The sequence below is a fragment of the Sanguibacter sp. Z1732 genome, assembly GCF_051020515.1.
GTDB lineage: Bacteria > Actinomycetota > Actinomycetes > Actinomycetales > Beutenbergiaceae > CALKWS01.
In genome coordinates this window covers 3329923-3353256 of the sequence record NZ_CP194857.1, presented here as the reverse complement: position 1 = coordinate 3353256, position 23334 = coordinate 3329923, and the positions used below count along the sequence as shown (strand labels likewise).

General features: G+C 70.6%; 14 protein-coding genes and 5 pseudogenes. 7 read left to right on the top strand and 12 right to left on the bottom strand.

Annotation, left to right across the window (positions count from 1 at the left end; genetic code table 11):
- The first annotated feature begins 5 nt into the window (after window positions 1-5).
- The 3 genes and pseudogenes from ACRRRO_RS17475 to ACRRRO_RS17465 all read left to right on the top strand — a co-directional run bounded on the left by ACRRRO_RS17475 (window position 6) and on the right by ACRRRO_RS17465 (window position 2298).
- On the top strand, window positions 6-554 hold the full coding sequence (locus ACRRRO_RS17475; protein WP_434080648.1) for a hypothetical protein: 549 nt from the start codon (window positions 6-8) through the stop codon (window positions 552-554).
- Window positions 554-1216, top strand: a pseudogene (locus ACRRRO_RS17470) (MMPL family transporter); the annotation flags it as partial. The gene ACRRRO_RS17475 and the pseudogene ACRRRO_RS17470, both read left to right, overlap by 1 nt.
- Before the next feature lie 224 nt (window positions 1217-1440).
- The gene (locus tag ACRRRO_RS17465; protein WP_434080647.1) at window positions 1441-2298 is read left to right on the top strand and encodes an MMPL family transporter; all 858 of its coding nucleotides are present in this window, start codon (window positions 1441-1443) and stop codon (window positions 2296-2298) included.
- A gap of 72 nt (window positions 2299-2370) precedes the next feature.
- Here ACRRRO_RS17465 and ACRRRO_RS17460 read toward each other — a convergent pair whose 3' ends face one another.
- From ACRRRO_RS17460 to ACRRRO_RS17445, 4 genes and pseudogenes are all read right to left on the bottom strand, one after another.
- A complete protein-coding gene (locus tag ACRRRO_RS17460; protein WP_434080646.1) occupies window positions 2371-2910 on the bottom strand; it encodes a GNAT family N-acetyltransferase in 540 nt (179 codons plus the stop codon).
- A gap of 234 nt (window positions 2911-3144) precedes the next feature.
- A pseudogene (gene aspS, locus ACRRRO_RS17455) lies at window positions 3145-4993 on the bottom strand (aspartate--tRNA ligase).
- 58 nt (window positions 4994-5051) lie between these two features.
- On the bottom strand, window positions 5052-6773 hold the full coding sequence (locus tag ACRRRO_RS17450; protein WP_424796125.1) for a GTPase: 1722 nt from the start codon (window positions 6771-6773) through the stop codon (window positions 5052-5054).
- A complete protein-coding gene (locus tag ACRRRO_RS17445; protein WP_424796124.1) occupies window positions 6770-8467 on the bottom strand; it encodes a dynamin family protein in 1698 nt (565 codons plus the stop codon). Before ACRRRO_RS17445 ends, ACRRRO_RS17450 begins: the two co-directional genes overlap by 4 nt.
- Window positions 8468-8759: 292 nt before the next feature.
- On the opposite strand from ACRRRO_RS17445, the pseudogene ACRRRO_RS17440 reads away from it, so the two are divergent.
- Both ACRRRO_RS17440 and ACRRRO_RS17435 read left to right on the top strand, forming a co-directional pair.
- Window positions 8760-9305: pseudogene (locus ACRRRO_RS17440) on the top strand (DEAD/DEAH box helicase); the annotation flags it as partial.
- Window positions 9306-9456: 151 nt separating this feature from the next.
- Window positions 9457-10698, top strand: coding sequence for a helicase-related protein (locus ACRRRO_RS17435; protein WP_434080645.1), 1242 nt, complete (start codon window positions 9457-9459; stop codon window positions 10696-10698).
- Between the two features lie 69 nt (window positions 10699-10767).
- Here the strand turns inward: ACRRRO_RS17435 and hisS are convergent, their stop codons facing one another.
- Complete coding sequence (hisS, locus tag ACRRRO_RS17430) at window positions 10768-12126, bottom strand: histidine--tRNA ligase (RefSeq protein WP_424796122.1); 1359 nt, start codon at window positions 12124-12126, stop codon at window positions 10768-10770.
- 163 nt (window positions 12127-12289) lie between these two features.
- On the opposite strand from hisS, the gene ACRRRO_RS17425 reads away from it, so the two are divergent.
- Window positions 12290-13150 carry a peptidylprolyl isomerase gene (locus ACRRRO_RS17425; RefSeq protein ID WP_424796121.1) on the top strand — a complete coding sequence of 287 codons (861 nt, stop codon included), beginning with the start codon at window positions 12290-12292 and terminating at the stop codon, window positions 13148-13150.
- Window positions 13147-14808: a DUF349 domain-containing protein gene (locus tag ACRRRO_RS17420; RefSeq protein WP_424796120.1), complete on the top strand. Its 1662-nt coding sequence runs from the start codon at window positions 13147-13149 to the stop codon at window positions 14806-14808. The genes ACRRRO_RS17425 and ACRRRO_RS17420 overlap by 4 nt, the downstream gene beginning before the upstream one ends.
- A gap of 97 nt (window positions 14809-14905) precedes the next feature.
- Here the strand turns inward: ACRRRO_RS17420 and ACRRRO_RS17415 are convergent.
- The 7 genes and pseudogenes from ACRRRO_RS17415 to ruvA form a co-directional block, all read right to left on the bottom strand.
- Window positions 14906-17411: pseudogene (locus tag ACRRRO_RS17415) on the bottom strand (RelA/SpoT family protein).
- Window positions 17412-17450: 39 nt separating this feature from the next.
- Window positions 17451-17981 (bottom strand): adenine phosphoribosyltransferase, encoded by a 531-nt coding sequence (locus ACRRRO_RS17410; protein WP_424796118.1) that lies wholly within the window; start codon window positions 17979-17981, stop codon window positions 17451-17453.
- Entirely contained in the window at window positions 17978-19087 is a 1110-nt protein-coding gene (gene secF, locus ACRRRO_RS17405; RefSeq protein ID WP_424796117.1) for a protein translocase subunit SecF, read from the bottom strand. The genes ACRRRO_RS17410 and secF overlap by 4 nt, the downstream gene beginning before the upstream one ends.
- The gene (gene secD, locus ACRRRO_RS17400; RefSeq protein WP_424796116.1) at window positions 19084-21153 is read right to left on the bottom strand and encodes a protein translocase subunit SecD; all 2070 of its coding nucleotides are present in this window, start codon (window positions 21151-21153) and stop codon (window positions 19084-19086) included. The genes secF and secD overlap by 4 nt, the downstream gene beginning before the upstream one ends.
- Before the next feature lie 69 nt (window positions 21154-21222).
- Complete coding sequence (gene yajC, locus ACRRRO_RS17395) at window positions 21223-21615, bottom strand: preprotein translocase subunit YajC (protein WP_424796115.1); 393 nt, start codon at window positions 21613-21615, stop codon at window positions 21223-21225.
- 73 nt (window positions 21616-21688) lie between these two features.
- Window positions 21689-22719: pseudogene (gene ruvB, locus ACRRRO_RS17390) on the bottom strand (Holliday junction branch migration DNA helicase RuvB).
- On the bottom strand, window positions 22712-23323 hold the full coding sequence (gene ruvA, locus ACRRRO_RS17385; RefSeq protein WP_424796114.1) for a Holliday junction branch migration protein RuvA: 612 nt from the start codon (window positions 23321-23323) through the stop codon (window positions 22712-22714). The pseudogene ruvB and the gene ruvA overlap by 8 nt, the downstream one beginning before the upstream one ends.
- Window positions 23324-23334 lie beyond the last annotated feature (11 nt).

Below are 23334 nucleotides of genomic sequence, written 5' to 3'. Positions count from 1 at the left end.
ACATCGTGTTCGACCGACTGGGGCGGCTGGCAGCCCGCTATCCGCGCAGGATCGTCCTGGCGTGGTTCCTCCTCACGGCGTTCCTCTTCACCCTGACGATGACCGGCTTCGGTGGCCAGGGCCTGTTCGAGCGGCTGCACTCCGGGGAGCCGACCGTGCCGGGTTCGGAGAGCACCGAGGCCCGCGAACTCCTCGATGAGCACTCCCCCAGCGGCGAGGAGATCTCCCTGATCGTGCTGGGGTTGGATCTGGACAACCCCGACGGGGTGGCCGAGGCCGGCCGGGCCGCAGCGACGCTGAACTCCCGGTTGCTCAACATCGATGGGGTGGACGGCGTCCTCAGCCCGTTCGTGTTCCCCGGCGGGCTGTCCGATCCCCGGGCGGCGGCACTGACCTCGGCCGACGCCGACGGGTTCCTGCTGACAGTCACCCTGCAGGTCGCCTGGACCCCGAGGTGCACGACGCCGCGGTGGCCGAGGTCACCGACCTGTTGCGGGACTTCCCCGGGCGGGTCTCACCGGTGGCCTCCGGGATCGTGGCCAGCAGCGACCTGATGACCGAGGCGGTGATCTCCCAGATGGAGCGGGACCTGATCACCGGGGAGCTGGTCGCCCTGCCGGTCTCGCTGTTGATCATGGTGGTGGTCTTCGGTGGCTTCCTGGCCGCGGGGATGCCCCTGGCCGGCGCGCTCGCCTCCATCGCCGGCGGACTGGGAGCGCTGCTGGCGTTCAGCCACGTGATCGAGTTGGACTCGGTGGTGGTCAACGTGGTGACCATCCTGGGTCTGGGCCTGTCCATCGACTACGGCCTGCTGGTGGTCTCGCGCTTCCGGGAGGAACTCTTCCACGCCCATAGCGCCGAGCTGTCCGCCGCGGCCGCCGCGGCCGACGCCGTACCCGACCGCCGGCGACGGCGCCGCTCCACCGGGGGCGATGACGTGGTGCGGACCGCCGTCCGGGCCACGCTGAGGACTGCGGGCCGCACGGTGAGTTACTCGGCCCTGATCGTCGCGATCTCGATCCTGGGCCTGCTACTGCTGCGCCCGGACATCCTGCGCTCCCTGGGAGCGGCCGGCGTGGCGGTGGTGTTGATCGCCCTACTCACCGCCATCACGCTGGTGCCGGCCCTCCTGGTGCTCATGGGCCGGCGGATGCTGAAACCGCCCCTGCTGCGGCGCGTCCCCGGCCTGCGGCGGATCGTGGCGGGTCTGGGCGACGTGCCCCCGGCCGATGGGATGTTCTCCCGCCTGGCCGGACGGGTGCAACGCCGTCCGTGGCTGGTGCTGGTGCTGGTCTCGATGCTGCTGGTGCTGGCCGCCTCACCGCTGATGAACCTGCAGTTGCGCAACTCCACCACCGAGCTGCTGCCCAGCGACTCCGACCAGCGCGACTTCCTGACGATCGTGAACGAGGATTACCCGCTGGCCGCAGCGCCCCCACGATGGGGGTGCTGGTGGAGGGCACCGAGGCCGAGGCGGACGGCCTGGGTGACCGGATCACCGACATCCCCGAGGTCCTGGGCATCGACCCGGGCCAGCAGGTCGGCGCGGACTACGTGTTGCTCGGGGTGCGTGTGGATACCGACGACCCCGGTGGCCCCCTGGCCACGGACGTGGTCGAACAGATCCGGCAACTGCGCGAGAGCGAGCCGTCGCTGCCGACGTTCTGGGTCTACGGGGAGGGTGCCAACCAGGTTGACTTCACCCAGGCCCTGCTGGACGGGCTGCCCTACGCCGCCGCCGTGGTTGTCCTGGCCGTCTTCATCCTGCTGTTCCTGATGACCGGATCCCTGCTGATCCCGGCCAAGGCCCTGGTGGTGAACCTGCTCTCGCTGGCTGCCTCGCTGGGGATCACCACCTGGATCTTCGCCGAGGGGCATCTGGAGGGCCTGCTCAACTTCACCTCGGTGGGTGGGCTGGAGTCCTACGTGGTGGCGGTGGCAGTGGCGTTCGGGTTCGGCCTGGCGATGGACTACGAGGTGTTCCTGCTCGCCCGGATCAAGGAGATCTACGACGCCACCGGCGACAACGATCACGCGGTGAAGTACGGCCTGCAGCGGTCCGGGCGGATCATCACCTCCGCCGCACTGGTCATCATCGTGGTGTTCCTGGGGTTCGTGACCGGTGACCTGCTGGCCATCAAGCAGGCGGGCGTGGCCCTGGCCGTGACGGTCTTCATCGATGCCACGCTGGTCCGGATGCTGCTGGTGCCGGCCTCGATGACACTGCTGGGTCATTACAACTGGTGGGCGCCGCGCCCGATGCGCGCCCTGTACGCCCGGTTCGGCATCACGCACTGATCTCGCCGTGCCACCTCCAGGTGGACCGCGGCACCTCAGGTGCCCGCGGTTCCGTCGCGGTGCCTCGCCGCCTCAGGCGGCGACGTGCCGGGAGTCCAGCTCATGCCCGACGGCGTAGCCGATCCGGGCGTAGAGCGCCTTGGCCCGAAGGTTGTCGGCGTACACACCGAGGCTGACCCGCCCGAATCGGGCCACCCCGGCGCGGGTGATGGCGGCGGTCAGGGCACTGCCCAGGCCGGAGCCGCGCAGGTCCGGGCGGGTTCCGATGCCGCCCAGGTGCACCGCGCTCACCCAGTCGAAGGACCCGGCCACCGCGGCCAGTTCGGCGGCGCCCCGCCAGATGCCGAACCAGGTGCTCCCGGGCCGGTCCGGCCCGAAGTGGGTTCCGGGTAAAGCCACCGCCTGCACCGCGTGGATCTGCTCGAGGTGCCGGGGGATCTCCAGGGGCACCACCTGGTCCTCGAGGGGGTGCGCCGGTGGTACCTGCTCGGTCCACATCCAGTCCCAGCGCCCCCGGCGCGGCAGGTTCCACCGGTCACGGAGAGCGGCCGGCAGCAGGTCCCAAGCGCCCGGTGGCAGGGACACGCTCTGCGGCGCGAACCCGTGCAGCACCTCCTCGCTCCGGTTCGCCACCAACTCGGCCCACGCGCGCCGGGATCCCCGAGCGCCGTGATCGAGCGGGCCCGCCCCGGGTGGTGACCGGCCCGGGAAGCCATGCCCACCACCAGCGCACCCGTGGCGCACAGGAACCGGGCCTCGTGCCAGCGCCACCGGTCCCCGATCACGAACGGGTGCTGCGCCCACTGCGCGGGCAGGTCGGTCAGGGGTGGTGCGGGCGGGGTCGGGCTACCGCCCACCGCCTGCTCCAGCGGATGCGCCCTCGTCCCTGCCGCCGTCCCGATCCCCGTCGTCGCCACGCGCACCCGCCGGTGCCGGGCGGGCGTCCACGCCGGCCTCCTTGCGCTGCTGGGCGGTGATCGGTGCCGGCGCGTCGGTGAGGGGGTCGATCCCACCGCCGGACTTGGGGAAGGCGATCACGTCGCGGATCGACTCGCTACCGGCCAGCAGCGCCACCACCCGATCCCAGCCGAAGGCGATGCCGCCGTGCGGGGGCGCCCCGTAGGCGAACGCCTCGAGCAGGAACCGAACTTCTCGTTCGCCTCCTCCTCGGACAGGCCCATGATCGCAAAGACGCGCTCCTGCACCTCGCGCTGGTGGATCCGGATCGAGCCGCCCCCGATCTCGTGTCCGTTGCAGACCAGGTCGTAGGCGTGGGCCAGGGCTGCGCCCGGGTCGTCCTCGAGAGTCTCCAGGAACTCCGGCTTCGGTGCGGTAAAGGCGTGGTGCACCGCGGTCCAGGCACCGGTACCCACCGCCACGTCCCCGGCAGCGACGGCCTCACCGGCGGGTTCGAACACCGGAGCGTCCACCACCCACAGCAGCGACCACGCGTCGTGATCGATCAACCCGCACCGTTGCGCGATCTCCACCCGGGCCGCACCGAGCAGGGCCCGGGACGCCTTGACCGGTCCGGCGGCGAAGAAGATCGCGTCCCCGGGTGCGGCGCCCACGTGTGCGGCCAGGCCGTCCCGTTCGGTGTCGGAGAGGTTCTTGGCCACCGGGCCTCCGAGGGTGCCGTCGGTGCCAACCGTGACGTAGGCCAGGCCCTTGGCCCCGCGCTGGCGGGCCCACTCCTGCCAGGCATCGAACTGCCGGCGGGGCTGGTCGGCGCCACCGGGCATCACCACGGCGCCGACGTAGGGGGCCTGGAACACCCGGAAGGGAGTGTCGGTGAAGTACTCGGTGCACTCTGTCAGCTCGAGGTCGAAGCGCAGGTCCGGCTTGTCGGTGCCGTAGCGGGCCATCGCCTCGGCGTAGGTGATCCGCGGCAGCGGGGTGGTGATGGGCACGTCGATGAGCGCCCAGAGGGCAGTGACGATCCGTTCCGAGAGGGCGAGCACGTCCTCCTGGCTGACGAAGGCCATCTCGATGTCGAGTTGGGTGAACTCCGGCTGCCGGTCGGCGCGGAAGTCCTCATCCCGGTAACAGCGGGCGATCTGGTAGTAGCGCTCCATCCCGGCCACCATCAGCAGCTGCTTGAACAGTTGCGGGCTCTGAGGCAGCGCGTACCACGAGCCGGGCTGCAGCCGCGCCGGCACGAGGAAGTCCCGCGCCCCCTCGGGGGTGGACCGGGTCAGCGTGGGAGTCTCCACCTCGACGAAGTCGTGGGCGGCCAGCACATCCCGGGCCGCCGCGCCCGCCGCCGAGCGCAGCCGCAGCGCGCGCGCCGGGCCCGGGCGGCGCAGGTCCAGGTAGCGATGCTTCAGCCGCGCCTCCTCCCCCACCGCCGCGCTCTCCTCCAGTGCCGTGGAGACCTGGAATGGCAGCGCGGCTGCGGAGTTGAGGACGACGACGTCGGTCGCGGTGACCTCGATCTCACCCGTGGCCAGGGCCGGGTTCTCGTTGCCCGCCGGTCGCGCCCCGACGGTACCGGTCACCGAGAGCACGTACTCGCTCCGCAGGGGGTGGGCTACCTCCTCGTCCCGGATCACCACCTGCACGATGCCGCTGGCGTCGCGCAGATCGATGAACGCCACCCCGCCGTGGTCACGGCGACGATCCACCCACCCGGCCAAGGTCACGGGGAACCGGTGTCGGTGGTGCGCAGGGCACCTGCGGAGTGGGTGCGTAGCAACGGGTGGTCCTTCCTCATCGGTGCACCGGTCACGGCTTGACGCGGCGCACCGACGATCCTAGATCACCGCCGAGCCGGCTCGCCGTCCGGCCCGTGGCCCCTCCCGGGCGGCCTGCACCGCCTCGGCGTAGCGTGCCCCGATCTGCGCGGCGCGCCGGGCCGGCGCCAGGACGGCCTCATCCACCCGGGAACCCACCGCCCGGGTGAGGTCGCGCACGGCGCGAGCGCCCCGCCGTCGGGCTCCGATGCTGGTTGCGATCCGGGAGATCCCGGCGAGGAGCAGACCGCCGGCCAGGCCGGCCAGGAACAGTGCGGTGGGCCACGGGATCGCCGGCAGCACGGCGCCGTGCTGGCCGAGCGGAACCGGGCCGAGTCGGGGCGGTGGACCGGTGGGAATCTGCAGGTAGCCGGCCGCTGCCAGCACACCGAGCCACAACGCGCCGGCGGCCAGCACCGCCAGCAGCACCCAGTGCAGCAAGGAGACCGCCGGCCACCACCGGGCCGGCCGGGGTCGCGGGGTGCTGCGTACCACCACGGCGTCCAGGGTGTCGGTCAGCGCCTCAGCGGGCACCTGTGCTGCGGTGCGCAGGTAGGTGTACCAGGGCTCGTGCGCATCCTGGGCGAGGGTGCGTCCGATCCGTGACAGGGCCGCGTCCACCCGGGCCACCTCGACCGCCCCCGGGTCCGGGCGTGAGGTGACGGTGGTCACCGGTTCCTGCTCCTCGCTCCGGTCAGGCCCCCGGGGCATGATCTGCCTGGCCCGGTCCGGCTCGGTGGTGGGCAGGCGGAGCCTGCTGAGCGGGTCGGGTCGCAACCGCCGCAGCCAGCGGGTCAACGGCCACCCGGTGCGCGCCCGGGAGCGGTGCCGGAACGAACCCGCCACGGCCGCACCGACCCGGTCGACCCCGGCCGCCTGCGCCATGGCCGTGTGCACGTCGCGCATCTGGGCCGTGCTCAGTGATGCCGACGGCGGAGGCGGGTAGGCCCACGCGAGTTCGTCTGCGGCGGCGGTCACTTCGGCCGCCAGGCGGGCGTGCGCCGCCGTGCGGGCACCGGCGAAGTCGGTGACCACCTGCCGCAGCCGCGCCACGCCGGTTCCGGTGGTTGCGGAGGTGGCCAGCACGTGCGCCGGGGCGATCCCGTCCTTGGCCAGGCGTCGGTCCAGGTCCGCCAGCACCGCCTTGAGGTCTCCCGGGGTGAGCGTGTCGATCTGGTTCAACACCACCACCGTGACCTCAGCATGCTGTGCCATCGGGCGCAGGTACCGAGTGTGCACCACAGCGTCGGCGTACTTCTGGGGGTCCAGCACCCAGACCAGCACATCCACCGCCTCGATCAGCGCGTCGGCGATGCGGTGATGGTCAGTGTGGACCGAATCGACGTCCGGCAGGTCCAGCAGGATCAAGCCCTCGGCCAGGTCGGGCTCGTGCCGGCGTTGGTCCACCGCGAGCCAGTCCAGCAAGGCGGCCCCCTCGGCGTCGCCGGAGAAGACCCCCACCGCGGTGGCCGTGGTGGGCCGGCGGGCTCCCACGGTGGCCGCCTTGGTTCCGCTGACGGCGTTCACCAGCGAGGACTTGCCCGACCCGGTGGCGCCGGCGAAGGCGACGACCGTGTGCGCGGTGGACAGACCCTGCCGGGCCGCCACCCGCTCCAGCACCGCCCGGGCCTGCTGCACCGGGCCGGGTGTGGGCAGGGTGGCGGGGTCCAACCCCTCCACCAGGGCGGTGGCTTGCTCCAGTGCGCCGATACGCGACGTCAGGTCGTCGCGACCGCGCCTCACGTGTCCATCCTCGCGCGCACCTGCGCCACTGCCTCGGTGAGCCGGGCGCGGGCGTCTCGGGGCTGGTCCGTGGGCACAAGTTGGGTGAACCGGGCGACCTCGGCGGCCATCAGGTCCTCTACCCGCGCGAGCACATCAGTACGCGCGGCGGTGGTCAGCCGTCGCACGGCGTCGTCGCCGAAGACCGCCTCCAGGACCTTCTGGGCGACGACGGCGGTGCCACCGGCGACGGCCACCTCCCCTCCGGTCAGGCCGCCGGTGGAGGCGAAGACGAGCACCATCAGCGCCACTCCGACGCCGTTCACCCCGAAGGCCAGCAACCGGGCGGTGGTGCGCTTCCCGGCACCCTCGGAGCCGACCAGTTCGAGCAGGTGCCGCTGCCATGCGCGGATCTGCTCGGCGGCCCGCTCGGAGAAGTCCGCACTCGCCCGCCCGGGCAGGGCCCGGGCAACCAGATCACGTCCGGCGCCGTCCCTGGCCCATGCCGTGCGGGCCCGCTCGGCACTGGCATCGGCGTGGGCGGTGAGCAGTGCGTGCAGCCCGTCGGTGATCGCCACCTCGACCTGCTGCTCCGGCGGGGGCCTCCGGGTCACATAGGCACTGACCCGGTCCCGGGCGCGGCCGATCCGGGACTGCAGTTTCTGGAAGAATTCCCCGGCGCCGACCAGGTCCTGCCAGCGGGCCAGCACCTCCCCGCGCAGCATCGCGCCGTCGCTGAGGGCCTCGCGCACCGCATCGGTGCGGTAGGCCTGTGTGGCAAGGGTGTGTAGATGCTGGGCTGCGGCGTCCTGGTCGGTGAGTGCCTCGATCAGGGTCTCGGCCTGGCCCAGGGCGTGGCCGGTGGCCCCGGTGAGGGTGCGGCGCACCACCTCACCCCGGGCCTGGGCGTCCGCGCTCAATCCGTGCAGCCAGTCGCGCACCGGTTGCGCCGCGCCGGCCGGCAGCAGGCCCTGGCTCGTCAGGTCGGACTCGGGGATGTCGAACAGGGTCGCCTCGGCCAGGCCGTTGGCGCGGAGCATCCGGGTCAGGTCGGTGTGCACCTCCTGCCGCACCCGGGGCGGGATCCGGTCCAGCACCACCGCGATAACCACGTTGCGCTCGGCCGCCAGGTTGAGGAGTTCCCACGGCACCGCGTCGGCGTACCGGTGGGCTGTGGTCACGAACAGCCACAGGTCGGCCGCGGCGAGCAGTTGATGAGCGAGTTCCCGGTTCTGTTCGACCACCGAGTCCAGGTCGGGGGCGTCCAACAGCGCCAGACCCGCGGGCAGTGCCTCCGACGTCACCATCCGCAGGGCGGCGCGCCCCGGGGCTACGTCCTCGGAGCCGGGTTGTGCGGTGGTCCCTTCGCCGTGGGTGCGCACCAGGGTCGGAAGCACCCGGTTCCCGGCGAACCATTCCCGGTCCTGCGGGTGGTGGATCAGCACCGGGCTGCGGGTGGTAGGCCGCAGGGCTCCGGAGGCACTGACCGGGGCACCGATCAGGGAGTTGACCAGGGTGGACTTGCCCGCCCCTGTCGACCCGCCCACCACCGCCAGCAGCGGTGCGTCCACGTCCGCGTAACGAGGCAACAGGTAGTCGTCGATCTGATCCAGCAGCCGCGACCGGTCCCGGGTGGCCGCCGCACTGGTCGCGGTGGTCAGCGGAAACTCCGCGCGGGCGATCGACGCACGCAACTGTCCCAGCGCTGCCTCCATACTGCGATCATGCCAGCCGGGCGTCGTCGCGGCACACGCGTGCCGACCCGCTCGCCGGCCCTGCGATGTGGCCGCGCGAAGGCCGGTGAGGTTGCGCACACTGCCGGGGCAGGCGGAGCGCTGGACGATACAGTGGTGGCTTCTGGAGCGCACGAGCCGCGCACAGGCCCTCCGATGGCACCTTCGTGGCCATCGACCGTGGTGCGAGAAGCGCATCGGCGGCGTCGGGCCGAGGCGGACGCGGACCAACCGGGTCCGCACAGTTCCACCTCGTCTGCGATTGGACACCGCCATGCCTGACGCCCGCACCCCTGCCACGAACAGTTTCGCGGACCTGGGTCTTGCCCCGCACCTGCTCATCGCGATCACCGAGATGGGCTATCGCGAGCCGACCCAGATCCAGACCGCGGCCATCCCGCCGCTGCTGGCCGGACGCGACGTCACCGGTGTCGCCCAGACCGGGACCGGCAAGACCGCCGCCTTCGGCCTGCCCCTGCTGGCCGCCGTCGACCCCGACCTGGCGGGCGTGCAGGCCCTGGTGCTGACCCCCACACGGGAACTGGCGATCCAGGTGGCCGACGCCCTGACCCAGATGGCCTCGACCTCCCCCGGCCTGGACGTGCTTCCCATCTACGGCGGCGCCTCCTATGTCACCCAGCTCCGTGCCCTCAAGTCCGGCACACAGGTGGTGGTGGGCACCCCCGGCCGGGTGATCGATCTGGCCGAGCGCGGCAGCCTGGACCTGAGCGGGGTCTCCTATCTGGTGCTGGACGAGGCCGATGAGATGCTGCGGATGGGTTTCGCCGAGGACGTCGAGGTGATCCTCACCCACACCGGTACCGACACCCCGAAACAGGTCGCCCTGTTCTCCGCCACGATGCCCTCCGCGATCCGCAAGGTGGCCCGGGAGCACCTGAACAACCCGGTCGAACTGGCCACGTCCGCTCCGTCCTCCACCACCACCATGATCACACCCGACCTACGCCGTCGTGCCGTTCCGGCACAAGGTGGGGGCGCTGTCCCGGGTGCTGGCCACGACGGCGGCCGATGCCACCCTGGTCTTCGTGCGCACCCGCGACACCGCCGAGGAAGTCGCCCTGGAGCTGACCGCCCGCGGTACCCCCGCGGCGTCGATCAGTGGGGACGTGCCCCAGCGGGAACGCGAGCGGATCGTGCAACGACTGCGCAGCGGCGGCCTGGACGTGCTGATCGCCACCGACGTCGCCGCTCGTGGCCTCGATGTGGACCGGATCGGCCTGGTGGTCAACTTCGATGTGCCGCGCGAGGTCGAGGCCTACGTGCACCGGATCGGGCGCACCGGTCGGGCCGGACGCTCCGGTACCGCACTGACGTTCTTCACCCCGCGCGAGCGCAGCCGGCTGACCGCGATCGAGCGGGTCACCGGCAGTTCGCTGCAGGAGGTGGACATCCCCACTCCGGCCCAGGTGAGCAAGCACCGCGCCCAGCGCGTGCTGGCCGAACTGGGCGAGCGGATCGGCCGGGGCCGCCTGGACCTCTACCGCGAGCAGTTACAGGCCTACACCGACGACGGCGCGGTCGAACCCCTCGAGGTGGCGGCGGCACTGCTGGCACTGCAGGTGGGTGACGACGGCCCGGCCCCCCGCCAGGACCGCGCCGGAGGCGAGTCCGGTTCGGTCGGGGTGGCCGGCGGCGAGCGTTCCGGCACCGCTCGGCGCCAGGACACCGAGGCAGCATCGGCACACAGCGGCCGCGATGAGCGGCCGGCGCGTGCCAGGTTCGACTCCGCCCGTTCCGGGGCCGACCGGCCCATGACCCGGCGCACCCCCGGGCGCACCTCTCGGGGCACGGTCTACCGGGTTGCCGTCGGGCACACCCACGGCGCCCGTCCCGAGGCGATCGTCGGTGCGATCACGAACGAGGGCGGGTTGCGCGGATCCGACCTGGGCAAGATCGAGATCTTCTCCCGCTTCTCGCTCGTGGAGGTCAACGCACAGGTCACCGACGAGGCCTCTCGTCGCCTCGACCGCGCGGTCGTGGCCGGCCGGCCGATGCACTTTCGTCCCGACACCGGAGCACCCGGCGGCACCGGCGATCGGGGCGGCGCCCGGCCCCGTCGCGGGCATGACGCCGGCAGCGGACGGCGTGCGATGACGAAGCCGGCGAGGGCAGCCAAAGCCCCCACGGCCGCCAAGCAGGGCCGCAAGCCCCGGCACACCGCTGCGCGGACGCGCCCCGGCCGGCAGCGCTGACCACGGGCGGGTTCGGTGTGCGCGGCCGCGGGTTATGCCCGGCCGGCTGCGCCGGATCGGGCCCTGCGATCAGGCCGGAGCCGGTCCCGGCAGCACCCGGGGCCACAGGTCGTCAGCCGGCGGTGTCCACGCGGCGGCGTCGGCGGCGACCTGCTCCCCCGACCGGATGTCCTTGACCTCGGCGCGCTCGCGCTGGGTCCCGGCAGGGAACCACACGAACGGGATGCCCCGCCGGTCGGCGTACCGGATCTGCTTGCCGAACTTCGCCGCGCTGGGAGCCACCTCCGCCGGGATGCCACGGGCACGCAACCCTGCCGCGTCGGCGTTGCTGCGGGCACGCTCGTCCTCATCGGTGACCGCCACGAGCACGGCGGCCGGTACCGACCGGGTGGCGTGCATCAGGCCCGCTGAGAGGACCCTGGAGGTCAGCCGGGACACTCCGATGGACAGGCCCACCCCCGGATAGGTGCGCCGTCCGTCGGTGGCCAGGGAGTCATACCGGCCCCCGGAACAGATCGACCCGAGGTCCTCGTGCCCCACCAGCACCGTCTCGTAGACGGTCCCGGTGTAGTAGTCCAGGCCACGGGCGATCCGCAGATCGGCGGTGACCACGCCCGGCACCTCGGCCTCGGCGGCGTCGACGAGTGCGCGCAGTTGCCCCAGGCCCTCCTCCAGCAGGGGGTGGCTCACCCCGAGGTTGCGCACCCGGGCTTCCACCTCCGCGCCGGAGCCACTGATCCGGGCCAGTTCGAGGGCAGCCTCGGCCTGGGACCGGGTCAACCCGATCTGGTCGGTCAGCATGGCACGTACGCCGTCGTCGCCGATCTTGTCCAGTTTGTCGATGGTGCGCAGGGTGCCCTCGACGTCGGTGACCCCGACGCCCTCGTAGAACCCTTGGGAGACCTTGCGGTTGTTCACTCCGATGCGCACTGCCGGTAGGCCGTCGCCGGTGAGCGCGTTCAGCGCGTGCGCGGCCACCAGCACCGCCTCCACCTCGTAGTGGAAGGGCAGTTCATCGGCGCCGACCACATCGATATCGGCCTGCAGGAACTCCCGGTAGCGGCCCTCCTGGGGCCGCTCCCCGCGCCAGGCCTTCTGGATCTGGAAACGCTTGAACGGGAACTGCAACCGGGCGGCGTTCTCCACCACGTAGCGGGCCAGCGGCACCGTCAGGTCGAAGTGCAGGCCCAGCGTGCGGTCGTCGGTGGTGTCGGTCTCGTCCGCGTGCAGCCGCCGCAGCAGGTAGACCTCCTTCGACGTCTCGCCCTTGGCCACCAGCCGGTCCAGGGGCTCCACGGCCCGGGTCTCGATGCCGGCGTAGCCGTGCAGGCTGAACACGCGCCGCACGGTGGCGGTGATGTGTTCCTCCACGATGCGTTCGCCGGGGAGGCGTTCGGGGAATCCGGACAGTGGTGCGGGACGGGCCATGGGCACATTCTGGCACCGAAGCGGCCGGCCCCGACGCATCGGCCGCATCGTGGGCCGTGCCCGGAACCGGCGGTACCGGCACGCACCGTGCTTTGTGACCATCCCGTGACCCATAAGAGCGCTAGTGGCGGCCGCAGATATGGCAGCGTCTATCTAGACTGGTGTGCGCTCAGCAAGCGCCAGCACCGACGCACTACAGGAGGAACCGGGCTTGAGCCCCAGCAAACGAGAGCGCGAACGGGCGCGCCAGTTGCACGACAAGCGCCTCGGTCGCCAGCAACGGGCCAAAGTCCGGCGTCAGCGCACCATCGCAATCGTGGTGGTGGGCACCCTGGTGCTGTCCGGTCTGGTCATCGCTCTGCTTACCTATGGCTTCGGTGGTGACGACTCCGATCAGGCCGAGACCCCGACCGACCCCGGCGCGCAGACCGATCCGATCGATGAAGCCGACCAGGACGCGCCACCGGCCGATCCCGAGCCCCTGGCGAGCATCGACGCCCCCCAGTACGACGCCGCGCCGGACGCCTCGCTGGCCGAGGACCGGACCTGGCAGGCCACCATCGATACCAGTGTGGGCACGGTCCAACTCGAACTCGACGGTGCTGCGGCACCCCAGGCGGTGGCCAACTTCGTGCACCTGGCATCGGACGGGTACTTCGACGGCACCGCCTGCCACCGGCTGCTGCCCGAGTCCCTCCTGCAGTGCGGTGACCCCACCGCAACCGGAACGGGTGGGCCCGGGTACAGCTTCGGCCCCATCGAGAACGCACCCGAGGACGACGTCTATCCCGCCGGTACCGTGGCGATGGCCCGCGTGGGCGGGGATGGGGAGTCCATGGGCTCCCAGTTCTTCCTCGTCTTCGCCGACGTGCCGCTGCCGGCCGACGACGCCGGTGGGTACAGCGTGTTCGGTACTGTCACCGAAGGTCTGGATCTCCTTGCCGAGGTCGGGGCCGCCGGACTCGGGACCGAGGGCGAACGACCTGCGATCGACGTGATCATCGAGAATGTGGAGATCCAATGAGTGCACCGGAGCACCCCAGCACCCCCGAGGCGCAGCCCGAGCCCTTGGGAACCACACACGACGGAGCAGATCAGGTGATCCACGATGCCGACGCCGTCAGCGCACCGGCTGATGGAGGCGATGTAGCCGCAGCCACCGAGCAGGACACAGGCGCCGAAGCGGGCGCAGCCACGGACGAGGCTGACGGCACCGAGGACGCAGGAGCCGAGCCGGTTGCGGCCGAGGAGTCGCCCGCGCGAGAGCCAAGGCCGACGCCCAAGCCGAGTTCGGTACCCAAGCCGAGCATGCTCGCCCGGCCCCGCCCCGGTGGTCCGCCCGCACCGGTGGCTGCGGCCGCTCCGAGCCCGCCTGCCGCTCGGGCCACTGCCGCGCAGCCCGGCGGTGCCGAGGCACCGATGGACCCCGAGCAGGTCGCGGCGGCCGCGGAGTTCGGCAGGATCGACGACGATGGCACCGTCTACGTCAAGGAACCCTCAGGTGACCGGGTGGTGGGCCAGTACCCCGGAGTCTCCGCCGAGGAGGCCATGGCACTGTACATCCGCCGGTACCTGGACCTGAAGGCTCAGGTGGACCTGTTCGCCGCACGGTTGGGTCAACTCGGGGCCAAGGACCTGGATGCGACGCTGGCCACCCTGGGTGAGGCCATTGCCGAACCCGCTGTGGTGGGCGATCTGCAGGCCCTCCGCGACCAGGTGGCCGCCCTGGAGGCCCAGGCCCAACTGCGCAAGGCCGAACTGGCCGCCGACCGTGCCGCAGCCAAGGAGAAGGCGCTGGCCGAACGCAACACCATCGTGGAGCGGGCGGAGAAGATCGCCGAGCGCGACCCGGCCCGCATCCAGTGGCGCCAGGACGGGCAGCGACTGCGGGACCTGCTCGAGCAGTGGAAGCAGGCCCAGCGTTCGGGGCCACGACTGGACCGTGGCACCGAGGACGCGCTCTGGAAGCGCTTCTCCGCAGCCCGCACCCATTTCGACCGGGTGCGGCGCCAGTACTTCGCCGAACTCGACCGCGTCCACGCCGAGGTCAAGGCCACCAAGGAGAAACTGATCGCCCGCGCCGAGGCGATGAACACCTCGACCGACTGGGGCGGCACCTCAGCCGCCTACCGTGAGTTGATGGAGGAGTGGAAGCGCGCCGGCCGTGCCTCCCGTAAGGACGACGACGCCCTGTGGGCACGGTTCCGCGCCGCGCAGGACGTGTTCTTCGAGGCCAGGCAGGCCGCGAACAACGCGATCGACGCCGAGTACGGCGAGAACCTGAAGGTCAAGGAACAGCTGCTCAGCGAGGCCGAGGCCCTGGTGCCGGTGCGCGACCTGGACCGGGCCAAGGCGGCACTGCGCGACATCCAGGACCGCTGGGAGGCCGCCGGCAAGGTGCCCCGCGCCGATATCGGCCGGGTCGAAGGGCGCCTCCGGGCGGTGGAGCAGGCGATCCGGGACGTGGAACAGGCGCAGTGGCGCAAGTCGAACCCGAGGGTGCGGGCCCGTGCCGAAGGCGCCGCGGCCCAGTTGGAGGCGGCGATCGAGGGCCTGGAGAAGGACCTGGCCCGGGCCGAGGCGAGCGGCGACGAGAAGGCGATCACCAAGGCCTCCGATGCTCTGGCCGCCCGGAAGGCCTGGCTCGAACAGGTACTGCAGGCCGCCGACGACGCCCGCTGAGACTGCGCCGCTGAGAGGGTGCACCGGCAGCGGCGACACAGTTCGGCGACGACGGCCGGTGTGGGTGCTGACCGGACCCACCCGCCGGCGAACCGGTTCAGGTTTCCTCGACGCTGCGTCCGGTGAGCACCTCGCGGGGCGTGCGCACCGGCGGGACAACGCGCTCGCCCTCGGCACCCTGTGGCTTCTTGGCAGGCTTGTCCTGGTCCGCCTTGGCGCCAGAGGACACCTTCGCCGGAGGTGGATCGGGCGACTCCGGCCGCTCCGGCGCCTCAGCCCCGGTGCTTGCGCGTTGCGGCGGACCGGCCGGTTTGGTTCCGGTGAGACGGAACACGTCGAAGACACCGTCGATCTGGTTCACCGCGCGCAGGACGTGGCCCAGGTGTGACGGCTCGGCCATCTCGAACACGAACTTCAGGATCGCCACCCGGTCCTGGGAGGTCGTCACGTTCGCCGAGAGGATGTTCACGTGATTGTCCGAGAGCACCTTGGTCACGTCGGAGAGCAGGGCGCTGCGGTCCAGTGCCTCCACCTGGATCTGCACCAGGAAGACACTCTGGGCCGAGGGTGACCACTCCACCGCCACGATCCGGTCCGGTTGATCGCGCAAGCCCTCCAGGTTGCCGCAGTCCTCACGATGCACCGAGACCCCCGAGCCGCGGGTGATGAACCCGACGATCGGGTCGCCCGGCACCGGCGTACAGCAGCGCGCCAGCTTGGTCCAGACATCGGCGTCGTCCATACCGGCCACGATGATGCCGGACTCCCCGGTGCGGGATCGCGTCCTGGCCGCCCCCGGGCGGGCGACCTCGGCCATATCCTCCTCAGCACCGTCCTCACCGCCCAGACCCGCCACCAGTTTGCGCACCACGGTGCTGGCGGAGATGTTCCCCTCCCCCACCGCCGCGTACAACGCGGAGACATCCTGGTACTGCATCTCATCGGCCAGGACGATCAGTGTGTCGTGGCTGAGCATGCGCTGGATGGGCAGGTTCTGCTTGCGCAGGGCGCGGGCGATCGCGCCCTTACCCTGTTCGATCGCCTCCTCGCGGCGCTCCTTGGTGAACCACTGGCGGATCTTGTTGCGGGCACGGGGGCTCTTGACGAAACCCAGCCAGTCCCGGCTCGGGCCGGGGCCCTCGGCCCGGGAGGTGAAGACCTCCACGGTGTCGCCGTGCTCCAGCCCGGACTCCAGCGGCACCAACCGCCCGTTCACACGGGCGCCAACCGTGCGGTGACCCACCTCGGTGTGTACCGCGTAGGCGAAGTCGACCGGCGTGGACCCGGACGGGAGCGCCAGCACGTCCCCCTTGGGGGTGAACACGTACACCTCGGTTCCCGACATCTCGAACCGCAGGGAGTCCAGGAACTCACCGGGATCAGCGGTCTCGCGCTGCCAGTCCACCAACTGGCGCAGCCACGGCATCTCGTCGGCCTCGTCGCTGCGCCTGCCCGCACTGCGCGCAGCCTGCTTGTACTTCCAGTGCGCGGCCACGCCGTACTCGGCCCGGCGGTGCATGTCATAACTGCGGATCTGGATCTCCACCGGCTTGCCCGTGGGGCCGATCACCGTGGTGTGCAGGGACTGGTACATGTTGAACTTCGGCATCGCGATGTAGTCCTTGAACCGCCCCGGCACCGGGTTCCAGCGCGCGTGCAGCGCACCCAGCACCGCATAGCAGTCCCGCACCGACTCCACCAGCACCCGCACCCCGACCAGGTCATAGATATCGGCGAAGTCACGCCCACGCACGATCATCTTCTGATAGATCGAGTAGTAGTGCTTCGGCCGCCCGGTGACCGTGGCTTTGATCTTCGCCGCCTTGAGGTCATCGATCACCTGGGTGCGGACCTTGTTCAGGAACTCCTCGCGTGCCGGCGCGCGCTCGGCCACCAGGTGCACGATCTCCTCGTACACCTTCGGGTAGAGGGTGGCGAAGGACAGGTCCTCCAACTCCCACTTGATGGTGTTCATGCCCAGCCGGTGGGCCAGCGGGGCGTAGATCTCGATCGTCTCGCGGGCCTTGCGGGCCGCGGACTTGGCCGAGACGTGTTTCCACGTCCGGGCGTTGTGCAGACGGTCAGCGAGCTTGATCATCAGCACCCGGATGTCTCGCGCCATCGCGATCACCATCGCGCACCGTCTCGGCCTGGGCGGCCTCGCCGTAGGAGACGCGGTCCAGTTTCGTGACGCCGTCGACCAGGAGCGCGAGTTCGTCGCCGAACTCCTCCCGCAACTGCTCCAGGCTGTAGCTGGTGTCCTCCACCGTGTCGTGCAGCAGCGCGGCGGCCAGCGTGGGCGGGGTCAGCCCCAGCTCGGCCAGGATCGTGGCCACCGCTACCGGGTGGGTGATGTAGGGGTCCCCGCTCTTGCGCGACTGGCCCTCGTGGGAGCGGGCGGCAACCTGGTAGGCGCGCTCGATCAGGGACAGATCCGCTTTGGGATGGTTGGACCGCACCACGGCCAGCAGCGGCTCCAGCGCCTTCGGGGTGGTGGTGGTCCGGGCACCGAACCTGCCCAGCGCAGATCGCACACGCGATCCGGGCACCACCGGGTCCGCCGGGGCGGGGGTGGTGGTGCTCACCGGGGTGCGTTCATCCATCTACCCATGGTACGCAACCTTGCGCCGATTGAGCCCGCCTCAGTCCGTCAGCAGCGCGTGCACCGGCCAGTCGGTCAGATTGCCCCGGCCACCTAGTTCCGCCAACTCCAGCAGAACCGCGATGCCCTGGACCCGAGCGCCGATACGCTCGAGCAACTGTGCCGCGGCCCGCGCGGTGCCACCGGTGGCGAGCACGTCGTCGAGCAGCGCGACCCGCTGCCCGGACCGGATCCCGACGCCGGAGACCTCCAGTTCGGCGCTGCCGTACTCCAGGTCATAACGCTGCTGGTGCACCGGTGGGGGCAGTTTGCCGGCCTTGCGTACCGCGAGCACGCCGGTGCCGAGGACCGCCGCCAGCGGGGCGGCGAGCAGGAACCCGCGCGCCTCGATCCCGGCCACCACATCGACCTGTCCGTCGAAGAAGCCGGCGAAGGCCTCGATCACCGAGCCGAATGCCTTCGCGTCGGCCAGCAGCGGCGTGATGTCGCGGAACAGCACGCCGGGCTCAGGGTAATCCGGTACCTGGCGCAACCCAGCACGGATCGAGGCCGCCAGGGCATCGGGGCTCACCCGCGCCCCCGAGGTTTGCGGCGCCTGGGCTGGGCTGCCTGGCCAAGGTGCTCCCCCGCGACCAGGCCACCGGCCCGGGCCGCGGTCAGTGAGGAGTCCACGCTTGTGCCCTCGGCCTCGGCCTGGGCGACTCGACGCTCCCGGAGTTCCAGGACCTTGGCTGTGTGCTTGCGCACGGCCGGGTCGCGCTCGCGCAGCGCCACCTCGATGGGCGTGGCGATGAAGATCGAGGAGACCGTGGAGGCGGCCAACCCGATGAACAGGGCCAGCGCGATGTCACGCAACGTTCCGGCACCCATCAGGAAGGCGCCCACGAACAGGATCCCACCCACCGGCAGCAGACCCACGATCGAGGTGTTGATGGAACGGACCAGGGTCTGGTTCACCGCCAGGTTCGCGGCCTCGGCGTAGGTGTACTTGGTCTGCTCGGAGTACAGCGTGGTGTTCTCCCGGACCTTGTCGAAAACCACCACCGTGTCGTAGAGCGAGTAACTCAGGATGGTCAGGAACCCGATCATCGAGGCCGGGGTCACCTCGAAGCCCACCAGGGCGTAGATGCCCACGGTGACCAGCAGGTCGTGGACCAGTGCGGTCAGGGCGGCGACCGCCATCTTCCAGTGCCGGAAGTAGGCCGCCATCACCACCGCCACCAGGACCAGGAAGATCAGCATGCCCTGCAACGCCTTGGCGGTCACGTCCTGACCCCAGGTGGGTCCCACGAACGAACTGGTCACGTCATTGACCGGCACCTCATAGGCCTCGGCGAGCAGTTCGCGCAACCGGGTCGTCTCGGCGTCATCGAGTTGCTCGGTCTGGACGCGGATGGTGTCGGAACCGATGTTGGAGACACGCGGTACCTGGCCGGAATCCATCTCCGCGACCGCATCATGGGCGGGTTGCTGGTCGGTGATCTGGGTCCCGGAGACGGTGAACTCCGAACCACCCCGGAATTCGATTCCCGGGTTCAACCCGCGGATGCCCAGCACCAACAGCGAGGCCACGATCAGGATCAGACCGATACTCAACCACCGGCGCCGGTTCTGCACGATCGGGAAGGACTTCTTCCCGGTGTACAACTCATTGCCCAACTCGGAGAACTTCCTCATCGGTCCTCACCTTCGCTCGTGGTGGCCGAATCCGGATCCTCGGGTTCAGCGCCGATGGGCTCGTCCGCGCTCGCCGAGGCACGTGCGGAGACCGCTGCCAGGGCCTCGGCCCGGCGTCGTTCGGCGATGGTCCCCTGACCGGCCGCGGCGTTGTCCTTGATGGCCTCACGCTCCGCGCGGGAGCGGATCTGGCCCCGGCCACGGTAGGCCGAGACGACCGCACCCAGATGCTCGGGATCGAGCCCGGAGATCTTCGAACCCTCCTGGAAGAAGCGGGTGCGGACGAGCACCTTCATGAACGGGTGGGTGAAGAAGACGAACACGAGCAGGTCGATCAGGGTGATCAGGCCCAGCATGACCGCGAAGCCGCGGACCCCGCCCACGGCCACGAAGTACAGCACCACCGCACCCATCAGGTTCACCGCATCGGAGGCCACGATGGTGCGCCGGGCACGTTTCCAACCCTGATCGACCGCGTCCTCCAGGCGTCTGCCCTCTCGGACCTCGTCCCGGATGCGTTCGAAGTACACGATGAAGGAATCGGCGATGATCCCGATCGCCACGATCAACCCGGCAACGCCGGCCAGCGACAGGCGGTAACCCATCTGCCATGACATCAGCGCGACCACCAGGTAGGTCAGGCTGCCGCCGAGTACCAGGCTGGCCAGGGAGATGATCGCCAGCGCCCGGTACTGGATCAGGGCGTAGACCACCACCAGGCCCAGCCCGATCAGACCGGCAAGCAGCCCTCGCTGCAACTGCTCTGAACCCAGGGTGGCCGAGATCTGCTCCTCGCTCTGCACCTCGAACTCGATCGGCAGTGCCCCGAAGTTGAGCTGGCTGGCCAGGCGCTGGGCCGATTCCCGGGTCAGGTTGCCGCTGATCTCAGCCGAACCGCCCGGGATCGGGTTCTGCACGGTGGGTGCCATCAGCACCAGACCATCCAGGACCATCGCGAAGCGGTGGGTTCCGGACTGGACGTACTGCGGCTGGGAGATGCGCTGGGTGACCTCCAGGAACGTGGCCGCACCCTCGCTGTTGAACTGCATCGACACCGCGTACTCGTTGGTCACCACGCCACCCTCGGTGACGCGGAAGCCCGAACTGGCGCTCTCGATGTCGGTACCGGGGATCTCCATCGGCCCCAGGATGAACTTGGAGGTGCCATCCACCGAGCAGGCGACCAGGGCGGCATCGGGATCGTCCCCGCCCCCACCGACCAGGTTCTCCGGGTCGGTGCAGTCCAGGGTGTAGTAGTCGAACAGGATTTGCTCGGTCACCCACGCCTGGTCGGAGGCATCGGTCGGGGTTGACTCCGGGGTATCGGAGAGTTCACCGTCACCGTCCAGGTCCGCAGCCGCGAAAGCCGCTTCCTCGATCTCCTCTCGGGTCGGCGGTGTCGGTGCGGCCTCCTCCTCGGCCCCCTCCCCCACGCTCTCGTCCTCGGTGCCCTGGTCCTCCGTGGTGGCCGCCACGACGCCACCGGTGGCGCCATCGGCGCCGGTGTCCTCGGTGCCCTGCTCCTCCTCGACGCCGTCGGACCCGGTGAGGTCCTCCAGGTCCAGGTCCTCGGGGTCGAGATCCCCCAGGTCCAGGTCCTCGGGGTCGAGATCCCCCAGGTCCAGGTCCTCGGGAGCCTGGGTCAGCATGTCCGGGTCGATCGGTCCGGGGCCGGTCTCGGCCAGGAAGGACCGGAACCGCATCTGCGCACTCTGGCGCACCAGGTTCAGCGTCTCCTCGGTCGGCTCCCCGGGCAGCCCGACCACGATGTTGGAGCCACCCTGGCTGGAGATCTCCGCCTCGGCCACACCCGAGGAGTCCACCCGCTGGCGAATGATCTCGATGGCCTGGCCGACCTGCTCCTCGGTGATCTCGGCGGCGTCATCGGTGCGCGGGGTCAGGATGATCTGCGTGCCGCCCTCCAGGTCCAGCGCAAGGTTGGGCCGCCATGTCGCGTCACTGAGCACGGTGCCGGCGGTGAGGGTGCCGAACAGCATGCCGAACACGATGAAGAACATCACCAGCGTGCGCACCGGGCGCACGGCTGAGGGAGTTGGTTTCGCCACGAACGTCGTCTTCTTCCCGTCCGGCACCCGCGGTACCGGTGTCAGCGGCCCGGTGGCGGGCCGAGTGGATCAGTCCTTCTTGTCGTCCCGGTACGGGCGGCGCACCTGGTCCTCGGACAGGAATCCGTCCGGGGTCGAGGTCCCGGTGCCGCCCGCATCGGACTCGGTGGCTTCCGCTTCCGATGCGGTGGTCTCATCATCGGCGCTGGCGTACTCGGTTGCCGGGTCGACCTTCTTGCCGATCGCCGGGAGATACCAGCGCGAGGGGACCCCGGGGGTCGACTCGATCGTGACCACGTTGCCATCGACGGAGGTCACGGTGCCGTACATGCCCGAGGAGGTCATCACCTCATCGCCCACCGACAACGAACGCCTCATCTCCAGGTCATCGCGCTGCCGCTTGCGATTCTTGTTCATCATCAACAGCAACAGCCCGAAGATGACAACAAGGAAGATGAGCATTACGGGATCCATGGGCACGTCTCCACCAGCGAACGGAAAGGGTCTGGCCGATTCTAGGCCATCGGGGCGCCGGTCAGGACCACAGGGTCCCTTCCGGCGCCGGTGGGGACAGGCCCAGATGGGCGAATCCCTCGGGCGTGGCGACCCTGCCGCGGGGGGTCCGGGCGATCAGCCCCTCCCGCACCAGGAACGACTCGACCACGGTCTCCACCGTCTCCGGTTCCTCCCCGATCGCGACCGCCAAGGTGGCCAAACCGGTGGGACCGCCACCGAACCGGCGACACAGCGCGGTAAGCACGGCCCGGTCCAGCCGGTCCAGCCCGCGGCGTCGACCTCGAAGACCTCCAGGGCGCGTTTCGCCGCCTGCAGGTCCGCCGCCCCGGTGCCGCGCACCTGGGCCCAGTCCTGGACCCGGCGCAGCAATCGGTTGGCGATCCGCGGGGTGCCCCGGGAGCGGGTGGCGATCTCGGTGGCAGCCTCGGGCTGCAGGTGCACGTCCAGCAGCCGTGCGGACCGGGTCAACACCTGTTCCAGTTCGGTCGGGGAGTAGAAGTCCATGTGTGCGGTGAACCCGAACCGGTCCCGCAGCGGTGCCGGCAACAGCCCGGACCGTGTGGTGGCCCCCACCACCGTGAACGGTGGCAACGTGAGCGGAATGGCGGTCGCTCCGGGGCCCTTGCCGACCACCACATCAACCCGGAAGTCCTCCATCGCCAGGTACAGCATCTCTTCCGCGGGACGGGCCAAGCGGTGGATCTCATCGATGAACAGCACGTCCCCCTCCATCAGGGAGGACAGGATCGCCGCCAGGTCGCCGGCGTGCTGGATCGCCGGCCCCGACGTCAACCGCAAGGACCCCTCAACCTCGGCCGCCACGATCATGGCCAGGGTGGTCTTACCCAGCCCCGGAGGGCCGGCGAACAGGATGTGGTCGGGGCTGCGCCGCCTGGCCCTGGCCGCGTCCAGGACCAGGGAGAGCTGGTCGCGCACCACGGCCTGTCCGATGAACTCCTCCAGCCGGCGCGGGCGCAGGGCCGCCTCGGCGGCGCGTTCGAGTTCGTCGGCCTCGGTGGCCAGCAGACCCTCGGTGTCCTCCTCAGCCATTCCCGCCGCCTCCCAGGTGCTGTAGCGCGATGCGCAACGCCGCTGCCGTCTCCAAGCCGGGGTCCTCGGTGAACACCTTGTCCACGGCCTTGGCCGCGGTCTTGGCGGGCCATCCCAGCCCCTCCAGCGCGGCCGACACGTCCTCCTGGGCACGCGAACGCGCCCCCGGGACAGCCGCCTGTGCCGGTGCGGCACCGGAACGCGGTGGCCCGAGTCTGTCGCCCAGGTCGACGATGATGCGCCGGGCACCCTTCTCCCCGATCCCGGGGACCTTCGTCAGGGCCTTGACGTCCTCGGTGGCCAGTGCGCCGCGCAGGCCATCGGGTGTGTGCACCGCGAGCATCGCCAGCGCCAACCGCGGACCCACGCCGCTCACGCTCTGCAGCCGCTCGAAGATATCCCGCTCGTCCGGCTCGGCAAACCCGTACAGCGTCATCGAGTCCTCCCGGACCACCATCGAGGTGGCCAGTTCGGTCTCGGCGCCGGTACGCAGGGTGGCCAACGTCCCGGGGGTGGCGTGCACCCGGTAGCCGACTCCCCCGGTATCCAGGACGCAGGACTCCAGCCCGATGTGGCGGACCGGCCCCCGCAGAGAGGCGATCATGAGGAACTTCC